The organism is Paenibacillus massiliensis subsp. panacisoli DSM 21345 (assembly GCF_000426545.1).
Classification (GTDB): Bacteria; Bacillota; Bacilli; order Paenibacillales; family Paenibacillaceae; genus Paenibacillus; species Paenibacillus panacisoli.
This window is the reverse complement of record NZ_KE384534.1, coordinates 437,238-460,887: the sequence shown is the minus strand read 5'-3', so window position 1 is coordinate 460,887 and position 23,650 is coordinate 437,238. Positions and strand designations below refer to the sequence as shown.

20 protein-coding genes are annotated in these 23,650 nt (G+C 48.6%); 2 read left to right on the top strand and 18 right to left on the bottom strand.

Going from position 1 to position 23,650, the window contains the following annotated elements; all coding sequences use genetic code 11:
- Positions 1-24 precede the first annotated feature (24 nt).
- The 13 genes from K331_RS0124545 to K331_RS31205 form a co-directional block, all read right to left on the bottom strand.
- Positions 25-915, bottom strand: a complete 891-nt coding sequence (locus K331_RS0124545) for a hypothetical protein (RefSeq protein ID WP_028592324.1) — start codon at positions 913-915, stop codon at positions 25-27.
- Positions 912-6,530 (bottom strand): DUF6531 domain-containing protein, encoded by a 5,619-nt coding sequence (locus K331_RS30455; RefSeq protein ID WP_051290009.1) that lies wholly within the window; start codon positions 6,528-6,530, stop codon positions 912-914. Before K331_RS30455 ends, K331_RS0124545 begins: the two co-directional genes overlap by 4 nt.
- Before the next feature lie 17 nt (positions 6,531-6,547).
- A complete protein-coding gene (locus K331_RS0124535) occupies positions 6,548-6,931 on the bottom strand; it encodes a DUF4280 domain-containing protein (RefSeq protein ID WP_036635724.1) in 384 nt (127 codons plus the stop codon).
- 18 nt (positions 6,932-6,949) lie between these two features.
- Entirely contained in the window at positions 6,950-7,435 is a 486-nt protein-coding gene (locus tag K331_RS0124530; protein ID WP_028592322.1) for a hypothetical protein, read from the bottom strand.
- A gap of 17 nt (positions 7,436-7,452) precedes the next feature.
- Positions 7,453-8,562 carry a pentapeptide repeat-containing protein gene (locus tag K331_RS0124525; RefSeq protein ID WP_051290008.1) on the bottom strand — a complete coding sequence of 370 codons (1,110 nt, stop codon included), beginning with the start codon at positions 8,560-8,562 and terminating at the stop codon, positions 7,453-7,455.
- A gap of 16 nt (positions 8,563-8,578) precedes the next feature.
- The gene (locus K331_RS0124520; protein ID WP_028592320.1) at positions 8,579-10,075 is read right to left on the bottom strand and encodes a phage baseplate assembly protein V; all 1,497 of its coding nucleotides are present in this window, start codon (positions 10,073-10,075) and stop codon (positions 8,579-8,581) included.
- Positions 10,076-10,078: 3 nt separating this feature from the next.
- Entirely contained in the window at positions 10,079-10,777 is a 699-nt protein-coding gene (locus K331_RS0124515) for a hypothetical protein (RefSeq protein ID WP_036635722.1), read from the bottom strand.
- 313 nt (positions 10,778-11,090) lie between these two features.
- Positions 11,091-13,004, bottom strand: coding sequence for a threonine--tRNA ligase (thrS, locus tag K331_RS0124510; protein WP_028592318.1), 1,914 nt, complete (start codon positions 13,002-13,004; stop codon positions 11,091-11,093).
- 509 nt (positions 13,005-13,513) lie between these two features.
- Positions 13,514-13,972 (bottom strand): NUDIX domain-containing protein, encoded by a 459-nt coding sequence (locus K331_RS0124505; protein ID WP_028592317.1) that lies wholly within the window; start codon positions 13,970-13,972, stop codon positions 13,514-13,516.
- Between the two features lie 114 nt (positions 13,973-14,086).
- Entirely contained in the window at positions 14,087-14,635 is a 549-nt protein-coding gene (locus tag K331_RS0124500) for a glutathione peroxidase (protein ID WP_028592316.1), read from the bottom strand.
- 116 nt (positions 14,636-14,751) lie between these two features.
- Positions 14,752-15,318 carry a GNAT family N-acetyltransferase gene (locus tag K331_RS0124495; protein WP_028592315.1) on the bottom strand — a complete coding sequence of 189 codons (567 nt, stop codon included), beginning with the start codon at positions 15,316-15,318 and terminating at the stop codon, positions 14,752-14,754.
- 186 nt (positions 15,319-15,504) lie between these two features.
- Positions 15,505-16,101, bottom strand: coding sequence for an HAD-IA family hydrolase (locus tag K331_RS0124490; protein ID WP_028592314.1), 597 nt, complete (start codon positions 16,099-16,101; stop codon positions 15,505-15,507).
- 17 nt (positions 16,102-16,118) lie between these two features.
- Entirely contained in the window at positions 16,119-16,580 is a 462-nt protein-coding gene (locus K331_RS31205; RefSeq protein WP_051290007.1) for a hypothetical protein, read from the bottom strand.
- A 264-nt stretch (positions 16,581-16,844) separates the two neighbouring features.
- Between K331_RS31205 and K331_RS0124480 the strand changes: the two genes are divergently transcribed.
- Positions 16,845-17,669 carry a YitT family protein gene (locus K331_RS0124480; protein ID WP_404821527.1) on the top strand — a complete coding sequence of 275 codons (825 nt, stop codon included), beginning with the start codon at positions 16,845-16,847 and terminating at the stop codon, positions 17,667-17,669.
- A gap of 28 nt (positions 17,670-17,697) precedes the next feature.
- Here the strand turns inward: K331_RS0124480 and K331_RS0124475 are convergent, their stop codons facing one another.
- The 5 genes from K331_RS0124475 to K331_RS0124455 form a co-directional block, all read right to left on the bottom strand.
- Entirely contained in the window at positions 17,698-18,525 is an 828-nt protein-coding gene (locus K331_RS0124475; protein ID WP_028592312.1) for a GNAT family N-acetyltransferase, read from the bottom strand.
- A 1-nt stretch (position 18,526) separates the two neighbouring features.
- Complete coding sequence (locus K331_RS0124470; RefSeq protein ID WP_028592311.1) at positions 18,527-19,111, bottom strand: DUF4269 domain-containing protein; 585 nt, start codon at positions 19,109-19,111, stop codon at positions 18,527-18,529.
- Positions 19,108-19,284, bottom strand: coding sequence for a hypothetical protein (locus K331_RS32035; protein ID WP_156897707.1), 177 nt, complete (start codon positions 19,282-19,284; stop codon positions 19,108-19,110). Before K331_RS32035 ends, K331_RS0124470 begins: the two co-directional genes overlap by 4 nt.
- Before the next feature lie 199 nt (positions 19,285-19,483).
- A complete protein-coding gene (locus K331_RS0124460; RefSeq protein ID WP_028592310.1) occupies positions 19,484-20,260 on the bottom strand; it encodes a response regulator transcription factor in 777 nt (258 codons plus the stop codon).
- Positions 20,244-22,139 carry a cache domain-containing sensor histidine kinase gene (locus tag K331_RS0124455; RefSeq protein ID WP_028592309.1) on the bottom strand — a complete coding sequence of 632 codons (1,896 nt, stop codon included), beginning with the start codon at positions 22,137-22,139 and terminating at the stop codon, positions 20,244-20,246. Before K331_RS0124455 ends, K331_RS0124460 begins: the two co-directional genes overlap by 17 nt.
- Positions 22,140-22,319: 180 nt before the next feature.
- Between K331_RS0124455 and K331_RS0124450 the strand changes: the two genes are divergently transcribed.
- Positions 22,320-23,621, top strand: a complete 1,302-nt coding sequence (locus tag K331_RS0124450) for an ABC transporter substrate-binding protein (protein WP_028592308.1) — start codon at positions 22,320-22,322, stop codon at positions 23,619-23,621.
- The last annotated feature ends 29 nt before the right edge of the window (positions 23,622-23,650 follow it).

Below are 23,650 nucleotides of genomic sequence, written 5' to 3'. Positions count from 1 at the left end.
GTAGCTGAGCATGTTACATGCAAATTACTGGAAGTCCACATCAGCCACTAATAATTTTTCTTTAAGAACCTCTTTCATTTCTTGGGTTAGTGGCTTTTTACAATCTATTATGGTTAATCTTTCTAAAGTAGGAATCTGCAATAGGACATCAACGTGCTCCATTCGAATACAACTAATAAAGCTAATCTCTTTAATCGGAAGCTTAGCTAACAATTGCATATCAAAATGCTCACGATATCCGTTGACCTTTAACACCTCTACCTCTGTGAAATTCGTAATATCTTCGAATGAAAATCCACGTGTAAACCCCTCTAACCTAAATCTCTTTATCTGATGTTCTTTTAGGGCTGAAAATATCCGATGATTCCAAACCTCATGCAGGTAGACAGAAGATAGGTTAGAAAAATTTTGGAGCGTTTCCAACGTCCTTCCCTTTTTATCCAGCATACATTCGATCCACTTCAGATTCGGAAATGCTTTCGATGTAACTCCAGCTAAATCGTACCTTCCGTCACCATCCATAAAACTAAAGAACTCTACATTCGGCATTACGTGTTCTAAATCCCAACTATATTCTTGGTATCCGTTAAATAGTTCTTTGTCACAAAATGGATTGATCCACAGTGCATTTACATCATCAGAAGGTAAATTTGTCAAAGGTAAGTAGTCATTAGGCATGCGAATAAATTTTAGTGATTTTTTAGTTGAAATAATATTGAGCAATTCCTTACTTTCTAGGCCTATTCCCTTATCTATTACAATTTTAGAAGGAGTTAGTTCATCTACTAGTCTATATAACTCATCCTTCGTTATATAGATAATTTTATCTTCTTGCTTCTTCTCTTCCCCTACTACTACTGTTATTCCTTCTGGACGCAAGTAACGTTTTCTTATATCCATGTAATCAACACTCACCCTTTACACCTCACTTTTGGATTTGATGATGCTCCGAACTTTTTAACTTCAGCCATGTTTTTTGCTTTTTTCTTTATCGCCTCTGGCCTGTTATCGTTCATCATTGTATAGTCATAATTCTCATTGAATCTTAAATTATCATACTCAATCTGCTCAAAATGTCTAAGAATATGATTCTGGTTAGGCCATTTTTTTGCATCACCTAAGTTAACCTCTACATATTCAACTATAACGTCAGCCATACCTAATAACTTTTGTGCTTTCGTATGTTTTAATTGTGATACCCGAGTGTTCATATCAACTCCACTCCCTACATAAGCAAGCTTGGCTGATTCACTGGATAAAATGTATACTCCCGGTTTATTGGGCAGTAAAGCAGGGGCTTTAATCCAACCAAACGGATCCGCCCAAGCATTCGGATCACTTACATACCCGTATAGCACTAAACCGCCATTAAGCCCTATTGGGTCCTGCTGCGTATACATCCCCTCATGCGGTGAGTAGTAGCGGAAACGGTTGTAATACAGACCTGTCTCCTCATCCTCATACTGCCCTGGGTAACGGAACGGACAATCAGATCGTTTACCCTGGAGATGAATAGATTGGACGTTACCGTAAATGTCCAGCTCACAAGCCCATACGCGTTCCCCTTGTTCGTTGTACATTTCTACCGGTGTGCCCAGGTGATCAGTGATGATGCTATACGTACCATCGGTCGTAATTTTGGCGGCTGGACGGAATGTCCCGTCTTCAAATACCCAAGTCGTCAGTTTTACAGGGTCTGGTTCTCCTGCAGCAGGTTGAGACAGCAGTGATCTGAATTTTTCTGCTGCTCCTTGAGGTGCAGCTAAGCCAGCTTCAGGCATTCCATCTTGCTCGTCTTGCTTGCTGTCTGCTGTCCACTCATGCAAAATCTGGTTCCCATCCCATATATAACAGTATACTACGCCGTTGAAGTGCTTCTCAATTCGACGTCCTAGACTGTCATAGGTGAATAGCACTTCCTGACCATCTGGACGTACAACCTTGCTCATCATGCCATTGCCGTAGTACTCATAGCTCCAGCAACTGCCGTCCTTCTCCAGCTTTTCGATCAGTTGGCCTTCCTCATCATAGCTGTACGTCGCTTCCTCGAATTCGAGCAAGCGCCCGCCTTCACCATATTTCCGGTCCGTACGCTGGCCGCTGCTGTACAGGTTCCCGACTTCGTCCGCCATACGGAAGATCTTCCCGAAATCGTTACTTGCCCCGACCAAAGTGCCGAAGTCATCATAGTTAAAGCGAATCGTCTTGTCTGTCAATTCGTTCGTCAGTGATTTCAGACGGTAATTCATACCCCAGCTGTACCTTCTTTTCCGACTTTCTCGACCGCCAGTGTTCACCCTGTGCTGTTCCGGTCTTCCGACGATATCATATTGCCACTGACTTACTGCACCACCCGGAAGTAGTCTCTCAATCTCTTGTCCCAGCTTGTTGTAGGTCATTTGCGCAGTCCATGGCTTGTTAGATGCCGTGGAAGATGTTTCATTACTGCCCTTACCCTGCCCCTGCCACACTTGCTCGGCCTGTAACTGACTAATCTGGCCCAGCACATCCCGGTCCATCTTAATCTGTGCGCCCAAGCTACTACTTACTTCCAGCCGATTACCGAGTTCATCATAACCACTCGCGACGAAATATTTGTCCCGCCATTCCTTGATTAGACGCCCCGCCCCATCATACTCCAGCTTGACCGTCGCAAAGGGATTGGTGGTCTCCAGCAATTCCCCGATCCGGTTGTACTTGAACGTTTCGGCCAGACCATCACTATAAGCTGTTTGTGTCACCCGGCCCATTTCATCGTAGCTGAACGACGTCCAGCGGCCACCGGGACGCTCCATCCTTTCCAGTAACCCTCCAGGGCTACGCACATATTGTCTGACAATGCCGTCAAACCCCGTTTCCCGAACGATTTGGCCGTTCTCATCGCGCTCCAGGACATACCGTTCTCCATGCTCGTTCACGACTGTCGTTAGCTCTTCCTCGTTGTTATATACCAACTCAACTCTTCTGCCCTTAGCTTCACGCCAAGTCATTTGACCAAGCGGGCTATACCCGAATGTAACGCGCTGCTGTGAATCCTCCGCGGCGATGACTTCTTCGTATGCATTATACTTCAGCTTCACGACATTGCCATCTGGCAGTTCAGCACGGACCACTCGACCCAGCGCATCATAGGTAAAATACTGCTTCGCACCCAGCGGACTCGTTGTTTCGAGGCATTCTCCCCGGTGATTATAGGCCCACTCTGCACTCGATCCATCCGGCATCATCATCCGGGTCAAATTGTGATGATCGTCATAAGTCAGTGTCGTCACCGCACCCAACGGATTTATCAGTTCACACAGCCGCTGGTGTTCATCATATATGAACGTCGCTGTGGCTCCATCAGAACGGATCGTCTTGCTTAATCTCCCTCGCTTGTCATACTCCCAAGACTCGCTCCCACCTTCCGGATCGGTCACTTTCATTAATTGCCCCTGCTCGCTGTAGGCGTAGTTCCAACTGCTACCATCTGGCTGAATGATCTGCACGAGTTCGCCTAACTCGTCATACATGTACTGCGTAGTACGCCCCTCAGCGTCCTTTGCGCACAGTAAATCAGCCGTATCACTATAGGTATATTCGTATCGATCGCCTAACGGGTTCGTGATCGCCGTGCAGTAGAATTCAGGAGTATATTCATAAGTCGTCGTATGCCCCTGACTGTTCGTCACCTCGTTGTATCCGTCGAAATAAGCAATGTGTCCTTCCAGCAGTCCATCCTCGCCCCATGTATGTACACAGCGCGCTCCTGTGGTCGGACCGTCATAACGCCAGTAGAAGCTATACCCATGGCGATCTTTCTTCTCAATCATCAGATGCTGCTCATAGGCTATAGAAGTAGTCTGTCCCAGTGCATCCGTAACGGCAATCAAGTCACCAGATTCGTTATATTGGTACTGCACCAGTACTTCACGTTGCTCGCTAAGCGGGCTATCTGGATTTGTGCGATACACGTGGGTTACTTTCGCAATTCGTCCCGTAGCATCCGTACTAATCTCAAGTATCCGTCCCACGCTGTCGATGACCTGCTGCAAATAGCCCTGCTCGTCATAATGCAGTTCAATACGCTGGCCGAGCTCATTTTCCACGCTCACCAACTGGTACGGCATGGAGGCCTCAGTTAACGAATCAAGTTCCCCCCGATCCTCGCTCCCGATCACAGGTGCAAAATAATACGTCAGTCGTCGCTCATGCTCGAACAACGCATAGTTGAGTCCCATTCGACGCAGCGTCAACCGCTCGGAGCGGTTAAAGGTCTCCATGCGGCCACGATGCAATAATTCAAACGCCGCAGCCCGGCCATCATCAAGCAGTACCCCAATCCCTTCATTCATGACCGTTAAGCGCATATCCAGCGAATGATGCACACCATGGCCAAGCCATCCCCTGAAACGACTGTCACTGATCCATCGACGCTCCCAGACCAACGGTAGCGGACCCGGGAATTCAAAATCTGTTGCTTGACTCATCATCAACCCAGTAATGAGCTCAACCGGTTCAAAGCCCCATTTACAGAATTTATCCTTAAGCTTTTTTGTACAATTAAATTTATCCAGTACCTTGCGATTGAAAGCTGACATCAATTTATCCGCGCCCGTTTTCTTCGCCGCCGCTTGCAATAGCTTGCCCGTTCTCTCCGCCAGCTCGGCCTGCGTTTTCGCCAGCTTCTCTGCAAGTTGCTTCCGAATGAGGTCGGTCTGCCCCATGACCTTCTTTGCAGCCGTGAGCACCTTGTCCAATTGGCTTTTGCCTAGCTTCAGCACTTTCTCCCCACCGTACTTCATAACAGCTTTGCCGACCTTTTTGGCAGCTTTACCAGCCAGACGGGCAGCTCCGAAGGCATCCCCGACCCCAGGTATCATGCATACAAGCGATAGTCCCGCTCCGAGAAAATCACCTCGTCCTAAGCTGATCCCCGCATTGATTACGTCAAATACGGCACCCACCCCAGGAAGCATACCAAGCACGTCAAGCCCTGTCTGGATCTTATCCCAGAACCCCTCCTTTTCTTTATCAATCTTCGCCTGCTCAGCTTCTGGATTGGTCAGCTTCGCATACGACTGCCGATCCCGACCTTCAGCAACAATGACCTCACCAGACGTCTCCACATTGTCGTTAATGATTATGCTGCCGCCCTTGCCGACGACGATGATCTCCTCGTCAGCTATCGCCTGAAACTGTTTGAATCCGCTAAAATCAATCTCTTCTGGTGCCATCCAGATGATATCCTGCTCACTATGCAGTTCAATCCCCTTGTCTTCATGAATCGACAGGAACAAGGAGCCCTCCTTGGCCGTAAAGGAAATGTCCTGCTGTCCCAATACAAAATCTTTGCCATAGCTAGTCGTGAACGACTTTACCGTGGAATCAGCCATTTTCTGATTGGCTTTGTCAGCCGCTTCTTCCCCGGCAGACAGAGGCGTGCGTACGGAATTGATCAGCATTGCTTCGTCTTCGTCTTGTCCCGGAAAATACAATTTTATCCTGGATCCGACCTGGGGCATCGTGTGAAGCAAATGACTGAATGGCGATGAATAAGGAAACCAGACAGCTCCCGCTTCATCCTGCTCCTGATCGATATCTAAATGTACCTTAGCCATATTCGGCTTAACCCCGATGACCTTACCTTCTACTGCGAGCCCTACCAGGTTCGAATTGTATTTTTGGTTCTGCCTAACCCCTTCCGGAAGGGCACACAAATATTCAAACTCCATGATTCCCTTTTGAAGTTCCGCTTCTATTCCCATTACCGTATACCAAACCCCGCCGAGTTCCACCTGATCGCCCAACTGCATTAACTGCTCCAGCCCAATCACACAACGGGTAAAAGAACTCTCCTGCAGATTTTCATAAGGCCCCGCGATCGCGGTCAAGAAAGAATCCACTTTCCGCCCGAGCCGGTAGGCTGTCCCTTCCGGCAGCTTCCAGCGTCTTGATCCGACCGGTGCTCCGATCCAGATCCGCGCTTCATGACCGGCGACGTCCGGAGTTAACACGGCCCCTGCGTGGGAAGCGATCCGCTGAAGAAACTCCCAATCCGTCTCTTCGTACTGCAGCAGCAGCTTACCAATTTGCCTAGATGTATCAAATGCATTTTCCTGAAGATGGTGCCGATAAGGCGATAACACTTCATCGATGATTTCAGAATAACGCATATTCAGCTGCTGAAATGACCGGCTCTTGCGCTCAATATCCATTTGATATGTATACGAGATCACGACCAGTTCAACATATTGATTATTTTGTACTTCATGGAGGTCCAACTGATGAAGCTGCCCGAGGAACAGCGGATAGTCCTGATCTTCGCCCAGACCATATGCCCATAATCCGACCTGATCACCGCCGCTCGCCTGCTCGACGATCTGCTCGCCATTATGTTTCGGAAGGAGCCCCCGCAGTAGTAACTGCGCGTGATTACCCGGATGGCGAATGATCTTGATTCGTTCAAGTCGAATCTGGCCGTAAGGCCATTTTAGGTAAATATCCTGAAGCGTCAGACTCTCATGCTTTCGCTCTTTTTGATCCAGCATTTCGCTCCTCCTTCCCATTATTTCTGACCGTCGTCTTCCACATAAATAATCCCATTCTCATGATGAATACAATTGACGTAAGAGCAGCTCAGGAGCGCGGGCTTACCTTCGACCAGGAGGTCCGGCTTGCCGTTCACCCACTCCATATTCACCTCTGGCTCACACGGCTTGTCTCGTGCCACGCATACTCCGAAGGTTGATATATTATCGCCAGCCTTACTGTCTGCCACATTCATCAACGGCTGGCCTTTTATATACATACCGTGACATGTTGGTAAATTCAGCATATTTGGGAAGCTACCACACCCGCAGCGTAGCATCGCTCCCCGTACCACATAACTGAACTCCTCGCTAGCCCCTTCCTGAACGACAGTGTTTGCTCTTTTTGCAGATACCATCATTTAGCCTCCTTCAGCTCCTTAATTGCTAGATCGATGGTCCACTTCGACCGGTATCAACCGCATTCCCGTGTAAGCCCTGCGCAGCAGGCTTTCAGCTACGTCCAATTGGATGATGATACGTCCTCCCGCGCAAAATAGCCGTTCCTGCTGAAGCCTATTACCGTCTAGCACAACCGTGGTCACATTACCGAGTCGATCACACTTGCTTTTATCCGATAACACCTCCCGTTCACTCGGCTGTAAATACCAGTACAATTCCTGCCGTTTGGCCTCTTTAGCTGTCAAAACAACGGGCGTCCAAGCCAATCTGGATTCATACAATTCCAATAGTTGCTTCATCCGATTGGATACTATTGGCTGCGGTTCCTCGACAAAATCGATAAATACAACCTCCAATTCCTCTCGGACGTACAAGCTGCTTCCTTCCAGCACATCGTTAGCGCTGGCGTTAATGACTAACGACGGCTTGCTCCGTTCATCCTGCTCCAGTACAAAATAATGCATAGCAACTGCTTCCCTTCTTAATCTTTAGCTGGTACGAGAGCACCATTGTCGTCTTCTACCATCCAGACGGCGCTACTCTTCTGCTCCTCACTAAGTCGCCAATTTAAGGCATCCTTTTGCATGATCATAGCTTTGGATAGATTTGCTCCACGGAAATCAGCCCCAGCTAAATCGGCATATAATAGATTGGCTCCTTCCAGATTAGCGTTATTAAAGCGGACGCCACCAAAACCCAGCACCATTCTCTCGTGGATAAACCGCTCGCTACCAACGGCTTCCGTCAATCGGGCACCACGCAGATCGCTCCCGCTAAAATCAGCATCATACAGCAAACTTTGACTTAGATCGGCCCCACTCAAGATACTGCAGCTAAAATCAGTTCCGATACAGACGCTCCCTTGCAAACTTGAATCTCGGAAATTGCTCCCAGTGCAATGGCTGTAGCGCAAATCGATTTCCTCGTAATGCCCTCCGCTCAAATTTAGCCCACGAAAATCACTATTCATGTAGACATTAGGTAATTTTTGTTCCAGCCATCGCTTCAGGGATTCTGAATCCTTCTCCACTCCGTCTTCCACCCAAATCTGTTCGCTAAAGTCCTTATACTCCCCAGTTAGCAATCTGAGCACGTCTGTTCGTTCTAGCAATCGAAACTCCGGTAGAGCTATCAACTGCGGCACAATCCGCCGAATCCACTCCTTCACATATTGATGAAGAACAGTGATCTCCCGAAGCAAGATTGCATCTTGCTCCAGCTCTGACACTACTCTGAACAGTTTCTTACGAAGCTCTTGTTGGAAGCCCCGCAAAAAAGTATTCAACTGCGGCAGTTCAACCAGCTCCATACATTCGTTCCGATCAATGTACCAGCGGTCATCATAAGCTTCCAGGCTGTATATTAATTTCTCTTGCATTATCCAGGACCTTAGATAAGAAAAATGAATATAAGCAATCGCTGCTTTCTTCCCGCTTGCCTGCTGCTCACTAATCCGCAGACAAAGCCGACGAAATGCTTCAATCAGTTCAGCGGAATGCGACTCCATCATTCCGTTACGCCAATACTCATCGATTTTGAGCAGCAGCGTTTCCTGCAGTTGAGAAATCTCCCATTCTACCGATTCCGTCAAGCTCGTCACCTCTATCTTAGTTGTTTCGCACCTGACTACCTTTTAGTACGACATCGCTTTCAATTACAAGCGAGCTGTCCTTACAGCTCATCTCCACCTTCTCACTTGCTGTAAGCGTAATGTTCTTCGACTGCAGAATCACATTTTCCGTCGCGGTTACTTTAATATCCTTGCTGCTTGTCAGCGTGATTCCATTCTCATCCTCCAGCAGAATCGAGACGCCTTCCCCAGAGATCAGAACGTAATCCGGCGCCAGCACAATCATTTTTCCATTCTTCGTCTTGAGTGTTTTGACTTCTGGGTCCTGCATCGGATCACCTCCGTTCGCACCAGCTGCACTGCTGGCCCCTCCAGCCCCCGCGCCTGCACCAGAACCCGATGCCGTGCCGCTCCCCGAAGCTCCTCCTGCGCTTGCTCCTCCCGATTTCGCCACTGAACTGGTGGCAAAGGCGTCCTTCTCCTCATGCGTCGGAAAATAAATCCGCACATTGTCCCCCTGCTCTGGCATGAAATACCATCCTGCATTATCTGCAGTCGCGTAAATCGTAGAGTATGGCAACCAGCAAGCCGTTCCTTCCTCCTGATTGGTGTCCATATTAAGATGTACCTTAACAGTATCCTTGCTTACAGCTAGAACTGTCCCCTGCACCGAAGCGCCAACGATCGTTATGTTATACTGCTTCGGAATCACTAAGCCACCTGCTCTGGCCAACGTATATCTCCGTTTAATGACCCCTTGCTCCAGAAGCAATACACTCTGGCTCACAAGCAAATTTTTCCCATTAAATTCCACCTCATGTCCGATATCCAGTACCTGCCGTGACTCCACCTCATAGAACACAAAATCATGCTCCAGCACATTCGGAATACGGGCGCGCAATGCCTGCTGATATAGGTCCATTCTTTTTTGAACGCGGTAATTGTGCACGGTCAATCTGCCCTTGCTTCCAAGCTGCGGTAGACCTGCATAACACAAAATCCGCTCATCCATGGCAGTGGGAACAATTCCTGTATGAAAATGCGAAGCCAACCGTTTGAGTAGCTGCCAATCCGTTTCCTGATATTGTAGAATCATACTTTCCAGCGAAGATTCATTGGAAGCGTAATCAATCAAGTCCGCATGGGGGTACGTACTGATGACTTGATTCATCAATGACCGATAGGCCAGACCAATTTGCTGAAAAGAGCGATCCACTGGCTGTAAGTCCAATTTGTAGGTGTTTGACACAGCTTCCACAGATATGAAATAGACCCCTTGCACCATTTGTATTTCTACATCCAGAATCATGCCGTGGAACAGCGTCACCTTCTTGCCTTGCTCATCGACTTCTTTGGCCACAATCTCTGTCTGCGCATCGGCCATTTGCACATAACTGTCTTTGCGGCTCTCAGGAACGATCCCTTTAAATGTCAGCTTTACATGCTCGTTCATTCTCTTGTCGATCTTCAACTCCTGCAACCGCTCCAGTTCAAACGGCTCGATCACAATGTACGAATTCAACGCCTGTTCCATACTTTATCCCTCCTCTATATGTTCTGGGCCTATCACCTGCAAGGATGACATGATGCCGTGAGCGATCGGACGCCATAACTGCATTTCTTTCTCCATGCAATTCACCCCTAAAAAAAGCCCTTTTTCTTCCCAAGACATAAAGAAAGTTAAGTTATACATATTGCCGTCCATTGCTGGGGAGACAAATTCATAATAGCCCATACTTTTCTTTCTCTTCTGTTCCGTCATCTCAGACTGCTCCTGAGAGAGATGCGCTTTCGTTTCAACTTCGCGAAGTTCAGATACTCCGTCGGATAACCAAGAGGCATTCGGTTGCATGCGTTTCAGCATCTTAAGCAATTCCGTTTGATAGACCTGCATTTCGTCATCATACAGTCGATTGTCCGTAGGATTGACCGTAACATTAACCGTTAAGGTACCATTGGTGTAAATCAGCTTGGGGCGCCGTTCTGACGGGTATTTGATTTTGACATAAGCTTCTGGCATTTCGGTAAAAGACTTTGGTAAACGCAAGCTTATGTGCCCTGGAATCACTTCTGCTATGGTAAACTCAATGCTTTCCTCCTCAAGCTCCAGTTCACCAGCAAGAACTGCCCTCGTTACTTCCGGGATCGAAAGTCGATTCTCTCGAGCCAGTTTTTGTTCCTGCTGTTCTTCCTCCCGAATCATCCTAAGAAATTGCTCATCGATAAATGGGGGCATGTACACACCTCTTCCACCATATATACTCTTCTTCTACCCTTGCCACTTCCTCCATACCTACCAAGCGGTATTCAGTTACAAAAAAGACAGCGAAACCGTCCCGATGAATGATTCGGGATAGTAATCGCTGTCTAAGCTGCGCATATGATGTCCGTTCTTACCTAACAGCTTCGAGATGTATAGGGCCGACAAGGTTATTTCATTGTTATCGGAATAATATCCCAAATCATTAATACCAAACCCTAATTTGGGCTATTTTTCTAAATAACTTTGATTCTTTATTGAAATAAAAAAAGTAGAGGGATGTCCCCCTCTACCGCTTGGTAGCCACTTCCTCTTGCAGCTGCTCTATAAGCGTACTGGCATCCATACCGCTGTTCTCGTCCGTTCCTCTCTTCCGAACAGACACCAGACTCGCATTCATCTCACTCTCTCCGACGATGATCATATATGGGACCTTGTGCAGCCCGGCTTCCCGGATTTTGTAGCCCAGCTTCTCATTCCGACTGTCGAGCTCGACCCGGAGCCCCGCGTCTGCGAGTGTGCGCTTGACGCTCAATGCATAGTCCACGTACCGATCAGATACCGGCAATATTCTTGCCTGGACAGGCGCGAGCCACAGCGGAAAAGCACCTGCGTAATGCTCCGTCAGAATCCCGATGAAGCGGTCTATAGAGCCGTAGATCGCACGGTGGATCACCACAGGACGATGCTTGCCATTATCCTCTCCAATGTAGCTAAGCTCGAACTTCTCCGGCATTTGGAAGTCCAGCTGAATGGTGCCACATTGCCAGCTTCGCTTGAGCGCATCTTGGATATGGAAGTCGATCTTGGGTCCGTAGAAGGCCCCGTCACCTTCATTGAGCTTGTAAGCTACGCCACGTTTCTCCAGCACGCTCCGTAGGGACTGCTCGGCCTGCGTCCAGAGCTCTTCCGAGCCCATGGAATCCTCTGGACGTGTGGACAATTCAATCTCATAGGAGAAGCCGAATACGCCATACATGTAATCAATCAGATCAATGACGCGTCCAATCTCCTCTTCGATCTGCTCCGGCAGGACGAACAGATGGGCATCGTCCTGACAGAAGGTGCGCACCCGTGTCATTCCGCCAAGTGCACCAGAGAATTCATGACGATGTACCTGACCGAATTCCGACAGCCGGATCGGCAGCTCACGATAGGAATGACGGCGGTCCTTATAGATCAGCATGTGGCCCGGACAATTCATGGGCTTGAGCGCGTATGTTGTGTCGTCCACATTTGTGAAGTACATATTATCCTTATAATGATCCCAGTGGCCCGACTGCTCCCAGATCCGGTTATTCATCATCAGAGGTGTCCGCACCTCCTCATAATCCAGCTTACGCTGAACCTGGCGAGCGAAATCCTCAAGCTCCGTACGCACGATCATCCCGTTCGGCAGATAGAACGGCATCCCTGGTGCCTCCTCCGAGAACATGAACAATCCCAGCTCCTTGCCAAGCTTGCGGTGATCACGCTTCTTCGCTTCCTCCAGAATGTACAGATGTTCATCCAGCTCTACTTTCTTCACGAATGCTGTTCCGTATATTCGCTGCAGCATCTTGTTCTTGCTATCTCCACGCCAGTACGCGCCAGCTACATTCATCAGCTTGAATACTTTAAGTCTGCCTGTCGAAGGAACATGCGGTCCGCGGCACAGGTCCACGAACTCACCTTGCTCATACAGACTGATGATGCTATCCTCAGGCAGATCCTGAATCAGCTCCAATTTATAAGGATCACCCAGCTCTGTAAACAGCTTAATTGCTTCCTCACGACTGACTTCTTTACGCACGATCGGAAGATTCTCCTCTGCTATCCGCTTCATTTCCTTCTCAATCCTGTGCAGATCTTCGATATTGAGCGAATGCTTCAGATCCATATCATAATAAAAGCCATCTACGACAACCGGACCTACACCGAGTTGCACCTCCTTGCTGCCGTACACACGCCTAACAGCTTGTGCCAGTAGATGCGCCGTACTGTGCCGTATGACCTCAAGGCCTTCAGCTGTGTCCTGAGTCACAATCTCGATATGTGCTCCTTCCATCAGCTTGGTGGACAAGTCTACGATCCTTCCATTCAGCTTGCCTGCCACAGCGTTCTTACGCAGGCCACTGCTGATCGATCCAGCCACATCCTCAATACGACTGTCCTCTGCATACTCCCGGACCGAGCCGTCCGGCAAATGAATACTTACTGCCATTTCTGCTTCCTCCTCGTTCTTGCTTTCTTTTGTCCGGGACGTATGCTGGTTATGTGAATGCAAAAAAACACCCGTCCCGGTATCAAGGGACGAGTGTGTGCTCGTGGTTCCACCCTAATTCGACCATTAGCAGACGCACAGCAATGACGAGACATCAATGCGGGCAGCTTCAGGTCCTTAATTGGCATCCGATAACGTGGACGAGTCGGCGGCCTATACTAGCGTCTCTGAACAAGACGGGGTTCCAGGCTGCGGCTACAAAGGGGTAACTCCACATTCGACAGCTGAAGAGGCTCGCACCAATCACCCCTATCTCTGGCAGCCCGACATGGGAATCATGTCTTTGATCATTGCCTTTGAATATGCTTTTTATATTACAAGGAGATTTTTGACAATGTCAAGCAACTTTTTAGAATCCGTACGCCAACCCGTATCATAGCGGGAAATAGGGACCCAAGAGGTCAGGACAAGCAAAGCATTCGCTATGATGTCTGCCTAGTGATGTCTGCTTAGTTCACATCGCCTATGTACACACTTGCTTGGATACGGTCACGAATGATCCGTCCAAGCTTGCCAGGATACAGTCGAATGTCCTCCAGCTCCTCCAGAGCCACCCACTCAATCCCGATCTGGTTAGGATCTGGTACGGCCCCACCCTCAAGCTTCATGGTCGGGTTCTTCAGCTCACATTCAAAATAAAACTCCACCTGATGATAATCCGAATCCCATTCTGCGAATTCATGATTCCGACCGATATATTCACGGATATGGATGATATCCTTGACGATCACCTCGGCTCCCAGCTCCTCCAGACATTCGCGATATACAGCCTCAGATAGCGGCTCGCTGTGCTCCTGCCCACCACCGGGGAACAGGTAAGCCTCCCCGAACTGATCGCGATTCTTCGTAAGCAAGAGCTTGCCATCCTGCACAATGACAGCCTTGCAGGAATTACGAATTGGCTTCATCTGTATTGTCCCCCAATCAGGTTTGCTTCGGAATTGCTCATGACAGTGACTTACTCGTGACTTACTGGTGACTTGCTCTTCACTTGTTGGCCAGTTCTACCAGCCTATCAAGTACTACAGGACCTCTTCAATACCTGCACGGATGCTCTCAATCGAGGACACAGGCTCAAAGCGCTTGACGACACGCCCCTCAGCATCAATCAGGAATTTGGTGAAATTCCATTTAATCGCATTACCATGCAGCCATTCTGGGGCCTTGTCGGCCACCATCAGCTTCAGCAGCTTCGCATTGATATCATCCTCGTCGAAGCCCTCAAAGGCAATGGCTTTGCGCAAGTAATCGTACAATGGATGAGCGTTCTCCCCATTCACATCAATCTTGGAGAACATCGGGAATTTCACGCCATAGTTAATCTGGCAAAATGCTTCTGCATCCTGGCTGCTGCCCGGCTCCTGCTCAGCAAACTGATTACAAGGAAAACCAATGATCTGTAAGCCACGCTCCCGGTATTCATCGAACAGCTTCTGCATATCGTCGAATTGCGGTGTGTATTTGCATTTGCTAGCCGTATTCACAATAAGTACAGGTCTTCCTTCATATTGATACAGTGGAAAGCGCTCACCATTGGTCTTCGTTACATTAAAATCATAAATAGTCGCCATGTTATTCACTACTCCTCGCTTTTGCTCAGCATTCGTAAAATCGTTAAGATATGATATACGGTGACGCTTGCCATACCTGAAAATTATAACGGGTACATCAGCATAAGGAAAGCTGACTATTGCGGTGCATCTTTTACGAATAGGGCCATCGCGATTATGTCCGCATAGCTGCCATCCTCCAGCCTGATTTCATGACGAAGGACCCCCTCCTCCGTGAACCCAAGTGACCTGTACAACCGGATCGCCGCCTGATTATGCTCGAACACCTCCAGCTTCAGCTTGGAAATGTACTCATGAGCCCTCGCCCAACCGATCAGCACCTCCATTAGCGCACGCCCGATACCACTCCCACGATAATCTTGATGTGTGCTAACACTAAAGCTCCCCGTATGGGCAATTCTGGATTTATGTCCACCATGAAAGGACAGAAATCCTACAAGCTGCTCTTCATGCTCCGCCAACAGGATGAGATGATGCTCCTTGTGCTGGGTCTCTTCAATCCACTTCCGTTCCTGCTCGGCAGTAATTGTGAATTCTTCAGGTGTTGTTAGCAAATACGGCTCGGTGCGAATAATAGCCTGATTGTATGCCAGGACCTGTTCGGCATCCAAGCCTGCTGCAGGACGAATGATGATATGCCGTCCCGCCTTATCTACCAAGTGACGTATACACGAATGGCTCATTTCTATGCACACCTCCTACTCAAGTAAGTATTCCTATTAAATGAATTTATCAGTCGAGATTACCGTATGGAGCAGTTGTCGAATGTCCAAAAAACTCTCCCTCCCTCACAAGCTTCCCCGCAATAGTCCATTTTCCTCCCCTGTCAATCATGCATCGGTGAGCTCGATCGGTCGCCTTCTTCCCGTTCATTTCATTTCTTGTATATGTAGCTTGACCTCATCAATCCATTGGTGATCAGCATCTGCCAGAATGGTAGTCCAGCCTATGGCCTTGGCCATCTCTAGATTCTGCTCAGCATCATCTACGAATACGACCGGCTGCGAGTCAGATAATTGCTCTTGGACAAGCTGGAATATATTCGCATTAGGCTTCGAGCAGCCGACGGTACTGGAAATCGTCATGGAAGTTATATAGTTCCTAATCGGCTCCAATACCGGAGTAATCCACTCAGCCCGATGATTACTGAGCAAGTGGACCTGGAAGCATTCGCTCCATTCCTTCACTTTATCCCAAGCAGGGAGAGGTTGAAGATGCTTGGTAACATGGATATTGCTCAATACTACATTTTCGTTGGAGGACTGCTGCTGAAGCCAGGCCCAGAACTGCTCTTCACTGATCGTTCCATCCCACAGTTGCTGGCGAACTTGATCCTTATAGAGACTTCGTAGCGTTGTATATGGTACCTTGAGTAGCTCAGCTGCCTCTTCCCAGAATACAGGCGTGATATTGGCTAGCAGCACTCCTCCAACATCCAATACTAAATGTGGTTTTTCAGTATGCATATGTTCCTCCTTCTATCTTAGATCCCGTAGTGAATTACAGATTGTTCTGATTCAAGTGCACTGTCTACGACTTGGATAATTAAGCTAAATTGATGAATGATATCATGTCTTTGAAAAGTATTTTTTTCATAGTTACCGTTACTCGCCTTGTCATCTTTCCAGGAAAATCTGCCTGTTAGCTCTATTTCCTCCGGCCCTTGCTCAAATAAATTCATCCATGATCGAATTACGTTTCTCAGCAGCAGAAGATCCTGCTGTTCTGTAATAATTGAATAACCGTAGTAGTTCAGACCCGAACGGATATTTCCGTCCGGATGGGTTGCTCGTATCCATGTTAGCGTATCTGACACATAATCGAACAGTTCATCATCTAATGAAGCGTATAAAGAGAGCTCCGAGCCATTCTCGTATAGCTTGTCGCCACTCCAGAATATATTCCTCTGCGTTTCTCCTCCTACAATGAACTCATGTCTTGGCACTGCATATCCCTCCAATAACACACCTTACGACATCTATCATATTATTACTGAGTAGCAAATGCTATCTTCTAATACATTCTTCATGAGAGCACCTCTTGGTGCCAACCTAGCATTTACATTCCGTGATCTGCCAATTATAATAGGACTATCAAAAGAGCTGGCACTTCATGTGTGAATAAAGCGATTAAAGGATGTTTTTTTCCTTTAATCGCTTTTTTTGTGTGAATTCAGTCGTAAATGGAGGTTTTGTCTGTGAAGAAAAGAATGTACGAATTGCTCATGCTGCTGGTCGGTGCATTTCTGTTTGCCCTCGCTGTCAATTTATTCGTCATACCGAACGATTATGGTGAAGGCGGCGTAACGGGGATCACCATCATTTTATACTATCTCCTCGGCTGGTCTCCGGCCATTGTCAGTATCGTTCTGAACGGGATCTTGTTGATTGTCGGCTATAGGCTGCTGGATAAAAAAACGACACTATATACGATCATAGCGGTCGGCTTTAACTCACTGTTCCTGTATCTAACCGAGCATTGGGAGATATCATCGAGTGAGGCCTTTATTAACGCTATTTTTGCAGGGCTGTTGGCCGGAGTCGGCATCGGGCTGATCATCCGGGTGGGCGGTACAACCGCAGGGACGACCATCCTGGCGCGTCTAGCCAACAAATACTGGGACTGGAATATTAGCTACGCCCTGTTATTCTTCGATCTGATCGTTGCTGGCTTCTCGATCTTCGTCATTGGGATTGAGAAGACTATGATTACGGTCGTCATTCTTTATGTAGGAACGAAAGTCATGGATTTCATTGTGGAAGGCTTGAATCCCAAAAAAGCAGTGACGATTATATCAGCACAGCATGACAGCATTGCAGCGCAGGTAACGAAGCTCATGGATCGGGGTGTAACAGTGCTGCGAGGCTCTGGCTACTATACGGGGCAGGACAAGGAAGTGCTGTACATCGTCATCAGCAAGCAGGAAGTGTCCATGCTGAAGAGAATTGTGCGGGCAGAGGACAAGAACGCCTTTGTCACCATCCATGACGTGCGTGATGTTTTTGGTGAAGGCTTCATCGATATCTCGAAGTAATGGCTAGTGTGCGCTAGTACCCACGTCATCAAATCATCGGATCACGGACTGTCCATGAAGCACGAACATATCCCAGCTTCATGCCAACATGCTCCATATTCCGATGGCTTTGGGACAGATACGCACATTGTCCGACTACGAGCCCGCAATCTGTCGCATAGGCCTCCGTTATCCTTCTGATCAGCAGCAACCGATGGAGTCCACGTTGCCTGAATTCCGGAAGGGTTGCCGCGAAGGTCAGAGAGGCCTTGCGATCCTTGATATACATCACTGCAACTGCAGCGGGTCGATCATCCACGTAGGCAATATAGAATTTCCAGCCTGGGCGATGGAGCAGCACCTCATTGTTGCGGGTTACATAAGGAATACCATCATCGGACAATCCTGTGCCTCTGCAGTGAATGGTAGCATACAGCTCCATTTGCCCCTCCTTCACCTCCTCAAGACGGACTTGCTCTGAAGGATTCAGGATGTGACTAGGCTCCGCGATGAGGGAGCAGTGGTGGCCTGATGGGTACAGCCCTAGCTCCGACAAGTGGCTGATCAGTCGCTCGTCCACCTGTCCGGGAATAATCTCTAGCTGAGGCTTGCGCCCTCTCTGGCGATAGAATTCTAATATCGGCTCAAGATGCTCAAAATCTGCATTTGTTAACCCCTTTACCGTATTAAAAGAAGGCCAGGGCATAGTTCTGCTATAGTAACAGACTGCATGTCCGAATCTTTGTAGCTCAACCCCCTCCGGGTTGCCCTCTCTATGCTGTATCGCAAGCATGCGATCTGTCATATAATCCATCTCTGCACGTTCGATCTTCTGTACTAATGACAGGGACGGAAGCAATCCACTGGGCTGCTTCACCTTACATCACCTTCCCTTGTAAAAATATCCTTAATTGCTCGTCACTCCAATAGCTCATCTCTAGCAGACGTAGATATGGATCACCCTGCAGACCAAGCAGTTCAGCGAAGGCAGGCTCTGTCTTCAAGCCCTGTCTCTTCAACTCCCGAGCCCTCTCTCGATATGGGCTCCCAAGCAGTGTCAGGATTTTATGCTCAACCCGCATATGCCGATAGCCATTTTGCTCTACCGTCGGAATCGGCTGGCCGAATACTTCAACCCACTGCCCTTCCTGCTGGAAGGAGATTACGATTCGCTGAACACCGTGTACTGTGCGAATGGTCTGACGAAACCCAGGCTGCTTCCTGTAAACCTCCATAATCGCCGAGCAAGCCTCCATATCATGAACCTCACATATAATATCCAGATCGCTATCCGGCAGATCGATATCAATCGGTATAGTCCCTACGAGCAGAGGGCTGAAGCCTTCCAATCGCTCCATAATTCCCAATCGCTTCAGAATATCATAGCATCGTCTCTGTCTGGGATTACCTTCCTGCATATAGTCTATGCTCCTGAAATCCTCACTGTAGTCAAGCTCCATCATGAAGCACGATCTCCTGTCAGCCTGAATAGCCTCCACAATCGTCCTTGAATCACTAGCAAGACTGCGCCTGAACACCCTGACTGGTCGGCTTGCTGACCGGAAAATTCCACTATGGCCTCAGCGGCCTCAGCATCTGCAGCGTTTATCCACATGCATTCCAGCATTGCACTCATCCCATCCTTCCGGTCTGACTGGCTGATGCATTCATCAGCCAGTCACTTAGCATAGACATTAGTAGCATTGGAGTTCAGCATCGTCACTCTATTTACCAATGGCATACAAGAATGTGTCCCCTATCTGAAGGTATATCCACCCTCCCCTCCTGTCAAATGATACCTGCAGGTTACGTTCCCCACCTACAGATCTATTAAGTCAATTCGTATCTCCGGGCGCCTGCCACTGCTGTCTGTACTCACTGGGGTACATCCCTGTCTTGTTCTTGAAGATTCGGCTAAAGTAATGCGGGTCACTGTAGCCGACCGCCTTGCCTACATGCTTGATATCCATATCCCCGCAGGTCACCAGCATCCGCTTGGCCTCATTCAGCCGCAGGCCTGTCAAATACTTGAGAGGCGTCTCACCCGTCACCTTCTTGAAGCATTTCCCAAGATAGTCCACCGAAAAATGCAGCTGCCCCGCCATATCCTGCAACGTAATTTCATGCATGTAGTTCTGCTTCAGGTACAGCTTGACGGCCTCGGCTATATCTTCGGCCTGAAGCTGTTCATCGGTCACCGCGCTTACTTGGGCCAGCGAATCATTCACATGGCCCAGCTTGATCTCAAGTGAATGCAGCAAGGCACGTAGCTGTTCCTCCGTTAGCGGCTTGAGCAAATAATCTTCAACCTTATAGGTGATGGCCTGTCGTGCATATTCGAATTCATGATGACCGCTCAGGATAACAATTTTGACATGAGGATAGGCAAAATACAGATGCTTCGCCAGCTCCAGCCCATTCATAATCGGCATCTGGATATCCGTGACGACCAGATCCGGTACAGCCTGCTCCATCAGCTTCAGTGCCTCCTGCCCGTTCCTGGCTTCGCCAATGACCTCAAAGCGGAAATCCAGTTCACGGAACTTACGGGACACATTGCGACGGATGAGTGCCTCATCCTCTACAATGATCGTTCTATAGGTCATCGCCATCGTTAACCGACTCCTTTCGAATAGAACCAGAGATTGCAATTTCCACCCCACCAGTGGGTAGATTCGTGATATGCATATCTGCCGCATCGCCATACCATAATTTCAGCCGAATCCATATATTTTTCATACCCATTCCGTTAATGCGCATATTGGGCATACGCTGCCAATCCCGTGAGGATTCCATATACTCTTGCATAGCCTTCATGGCCTCCGGCTCCATGCCAGGGCCATTATCCTCAACTGTTATTTTCCATATATTGTTCGTCTTATCCTGCTCACCCATAATTCGTACACGCCAGGGAGGTGTATCACGAAGACCGTATTTCATGGTATTCTCCAGCAGCGGCTGGATCAGCAGCATCGGAACCTGATTATTCTTCATTTCCTCCGGGATGCTAAATTCATATTGCAGATCGTCCTCAAAGCGGATCTTCATGCACTCCAGGTAGCGCTCACAATACTCCAGCTCCTCTGACAACGGGACTCCGTTTTTGCTGGACCCTGAAATGTATCGAAGCATCGCTGTAATATGCCCGCAAAAGGCTACAATCTCGTCGTTCATCCCCTCCTCTGCCATAATGCTGATGTTAGCGATATTGTTATACAGAAAATGAGGATTCATCTGGGATTGCAGGGCCAGTAGTCGAGCTTCAGCTTCTTCGGTCTTGAGTGCTAACAAATCCTGAAAGGACTGTACCAGCTGCTGATTAAGCTTGAAGAACGTATCGTTCAGCTCATCCAGCTCGCGAATCGCTCCAGGGTTCTCCAGCTTGAGCAATTGGCCGGGCTTCTGTCCCGTCGCCAGAGCTTGCGCATCTGTAGTGCGTATCAACTGCTGGAGTCGGTGCAGCGGAAGGGTCACGCGCTTGGATATGAGATAAGATATCAGCAATATACATGTGAGTGTAGCGAGGGTCGCTCCAACCACCAGCAGCGTGACCCGATTCAGTCCAGCGAAGAGTGATCGCTGTGATTGTGTCACGACGATTGTCCATCCCGTCTCTGGTGATACGGCATACGTCATCATCTGCTTGGCAGTACCGCCAAATTCAGCCACCTCATGCATCGTCTCAGGCGAGTAATGCCTGCTGTGGATTAATTCCTCATAATAGTCACCGACAGCAGACCATTCCCCAGACTCGGAAGTAAAGGGATATAATACGGCATCTTGCTCATCCAGCACATAGATGGAGACCTCCTTGTTATCCGCGACCAGCTCATGGGGGTAACGGAACACCGTCGCTGCGTCCTGCAAAATCTCCACTACCCCCTGGCTAACATAATTTCCGTCCTTATACACACGGGTTAACGACAGGTACCGATGCTCGGAGGGACCAGATGCCGTGGGGACTGGGAGGGAGCCGCCCTGTAGCATTTGCAGTACACGCCAGCCATTTCGTCTCCAGGTCTCCTCATACCAGGGCCTCTGTGTCAGATCAACAACCCGCTGGCCATTGAATGCCCCGGCGCCCAGCATTTTACCGTTGCTATCATAGATATTGGCCTGCTGTGCTGTATTCGAGCTGCTGATAATTGCCAGTATGACGTCGATCAGCGTGGTGTTGTCCTTATAGAACAACGGGTCCACAGCAGCACGCTTCTGCTCATCCTCCGCCAGAGACAAATAATGACTAAAGTGCTCCTTGACCAGATTGGAATACACAATGTTCATCGAAAGGTTGTTCATCTTGATAATTTCCTGATCCAGATTGCTCACAATGGACGTGACCAATTGCTTCTGCTGATCAGCGCTGCGACTGCGGATGTCATTTGCCAAAAATACATACAACAGACTTGCCACCAGGAGCGAGAAGATAATGAATACGACCGAGTAGTAGGTAAACAGACTTTGCTGCAGCGTTCTAAAACGATATCGCACGATGCTTTCACCTCACCAAATAATCCGCGCTGCCGCTTCCGCACGAAAATGTCCACCTCAACAGAACGCTTTTGTCTATTGAGTGACACCCACTTTCAAAGTAAAGTTATGCACATAAGAATACGCTTACATTTCCGATTCTGCAAGCGATCACAAGCATATTTTAGGGGAGGATCACTCATGAAAAAAAGAATTATCGCTCCACTTGCAAGCTTGCTGCTGCTGTCCGGCCTGTTGCTGGGCGCATGTAGCTCGTCAGGAGGCTCGGGCGGCTCCGACAAAGTAACCCTGACCTTTGGGACCAGCCAGACCGGTATCCCTCGTACAGGTATTATGCAGGAAATGGCCAAGCAATACGAGCAGGAGACTGGCGTTAGAATCGACTTTCAGGTCGTCCCGGATGCCCAATGGCGTGATCTCATCAAGGTAAAGCTGGCCTCGGGAGAGGCTCCGGATATTTTCAACGTGGACGTAGACCCGCTCAGCATGCCTGCCAATGTGCGACCTGAAGAGAACGCCATTGACCTGACGAATGAGGAGTTCACTTCTCGCATGTCTGAGGAGATTCTGCCTACCGTTAGCCACAAGGATAAAGTATATGGCGTCTCCTTCGCCCCGTCCAAAATCTGGTACGTCTACTACAACAAACGCATCTTCAATGAGCTTGGTATCGAACCTCCAACTAACTATGCCGAATTCAAGGAGATCAGTCAGAAGATCATGGATAAGAGCATTACCCCATTCTATCAGGCTCCAGCTAGCGGCTGGTACCAGGTGCTCCCATTGTTCGAGACGGGGCCCAATTATGAGAAGCTCGCACCTGGGACCTATGACAAGCTGAACAATAACGAGATGAAGGTCGAGGAACTGACGCAGCTCAGAACGGTGCTGGAGCAATTGAATGAGTTCGCAGAGCTCGGGTATTTTGGCAAGGACTTCCTGTCCAACACGGTAGAAGCTGGCATCGAGGCCTTCGGTCAGGAGAAAGCGGCCATGCTGCTACGGGTGCCGGGTACAGAAAAAGAAGTATCTGATGCATATCCTGCTATGAAGGACAATATGGGATTCTTCGTTATGCCTTGGGGAGACAATCAGACGATAGGCGTCAACCCGGGGGGATCGGCGGCTATGTTCGGCAACAAAAACAGCAAGCATCCTGAAGAGGTGCTGAAGTTCTTCCGCTGGATTACACAGCATGACAATCTGCAAAAGGTATTTGACGGAGGCGAGGGTAATCTGACGATCTGTTGGCCAGAAATCGAACCTAAGCTGACTCCTGACTATATCGAGTATGAGAAGGCACATGAGAAAGGCACGGTAATGCAGGCTGCTGTCAAATACATTGACCCGCAATGGATGGATATTGGCAAGGACATCTCAGGAATGTTTGCAGGTGCGATGACGCCGGAGCAGATTCTACAGAATATTGATAAACGCCGGGCAGAGCAAGCCAAGGTGCTGAAGGACGAGGCGTGGCAATAAGACGCGCGTTCCTCCGCAAGCATGCCTGC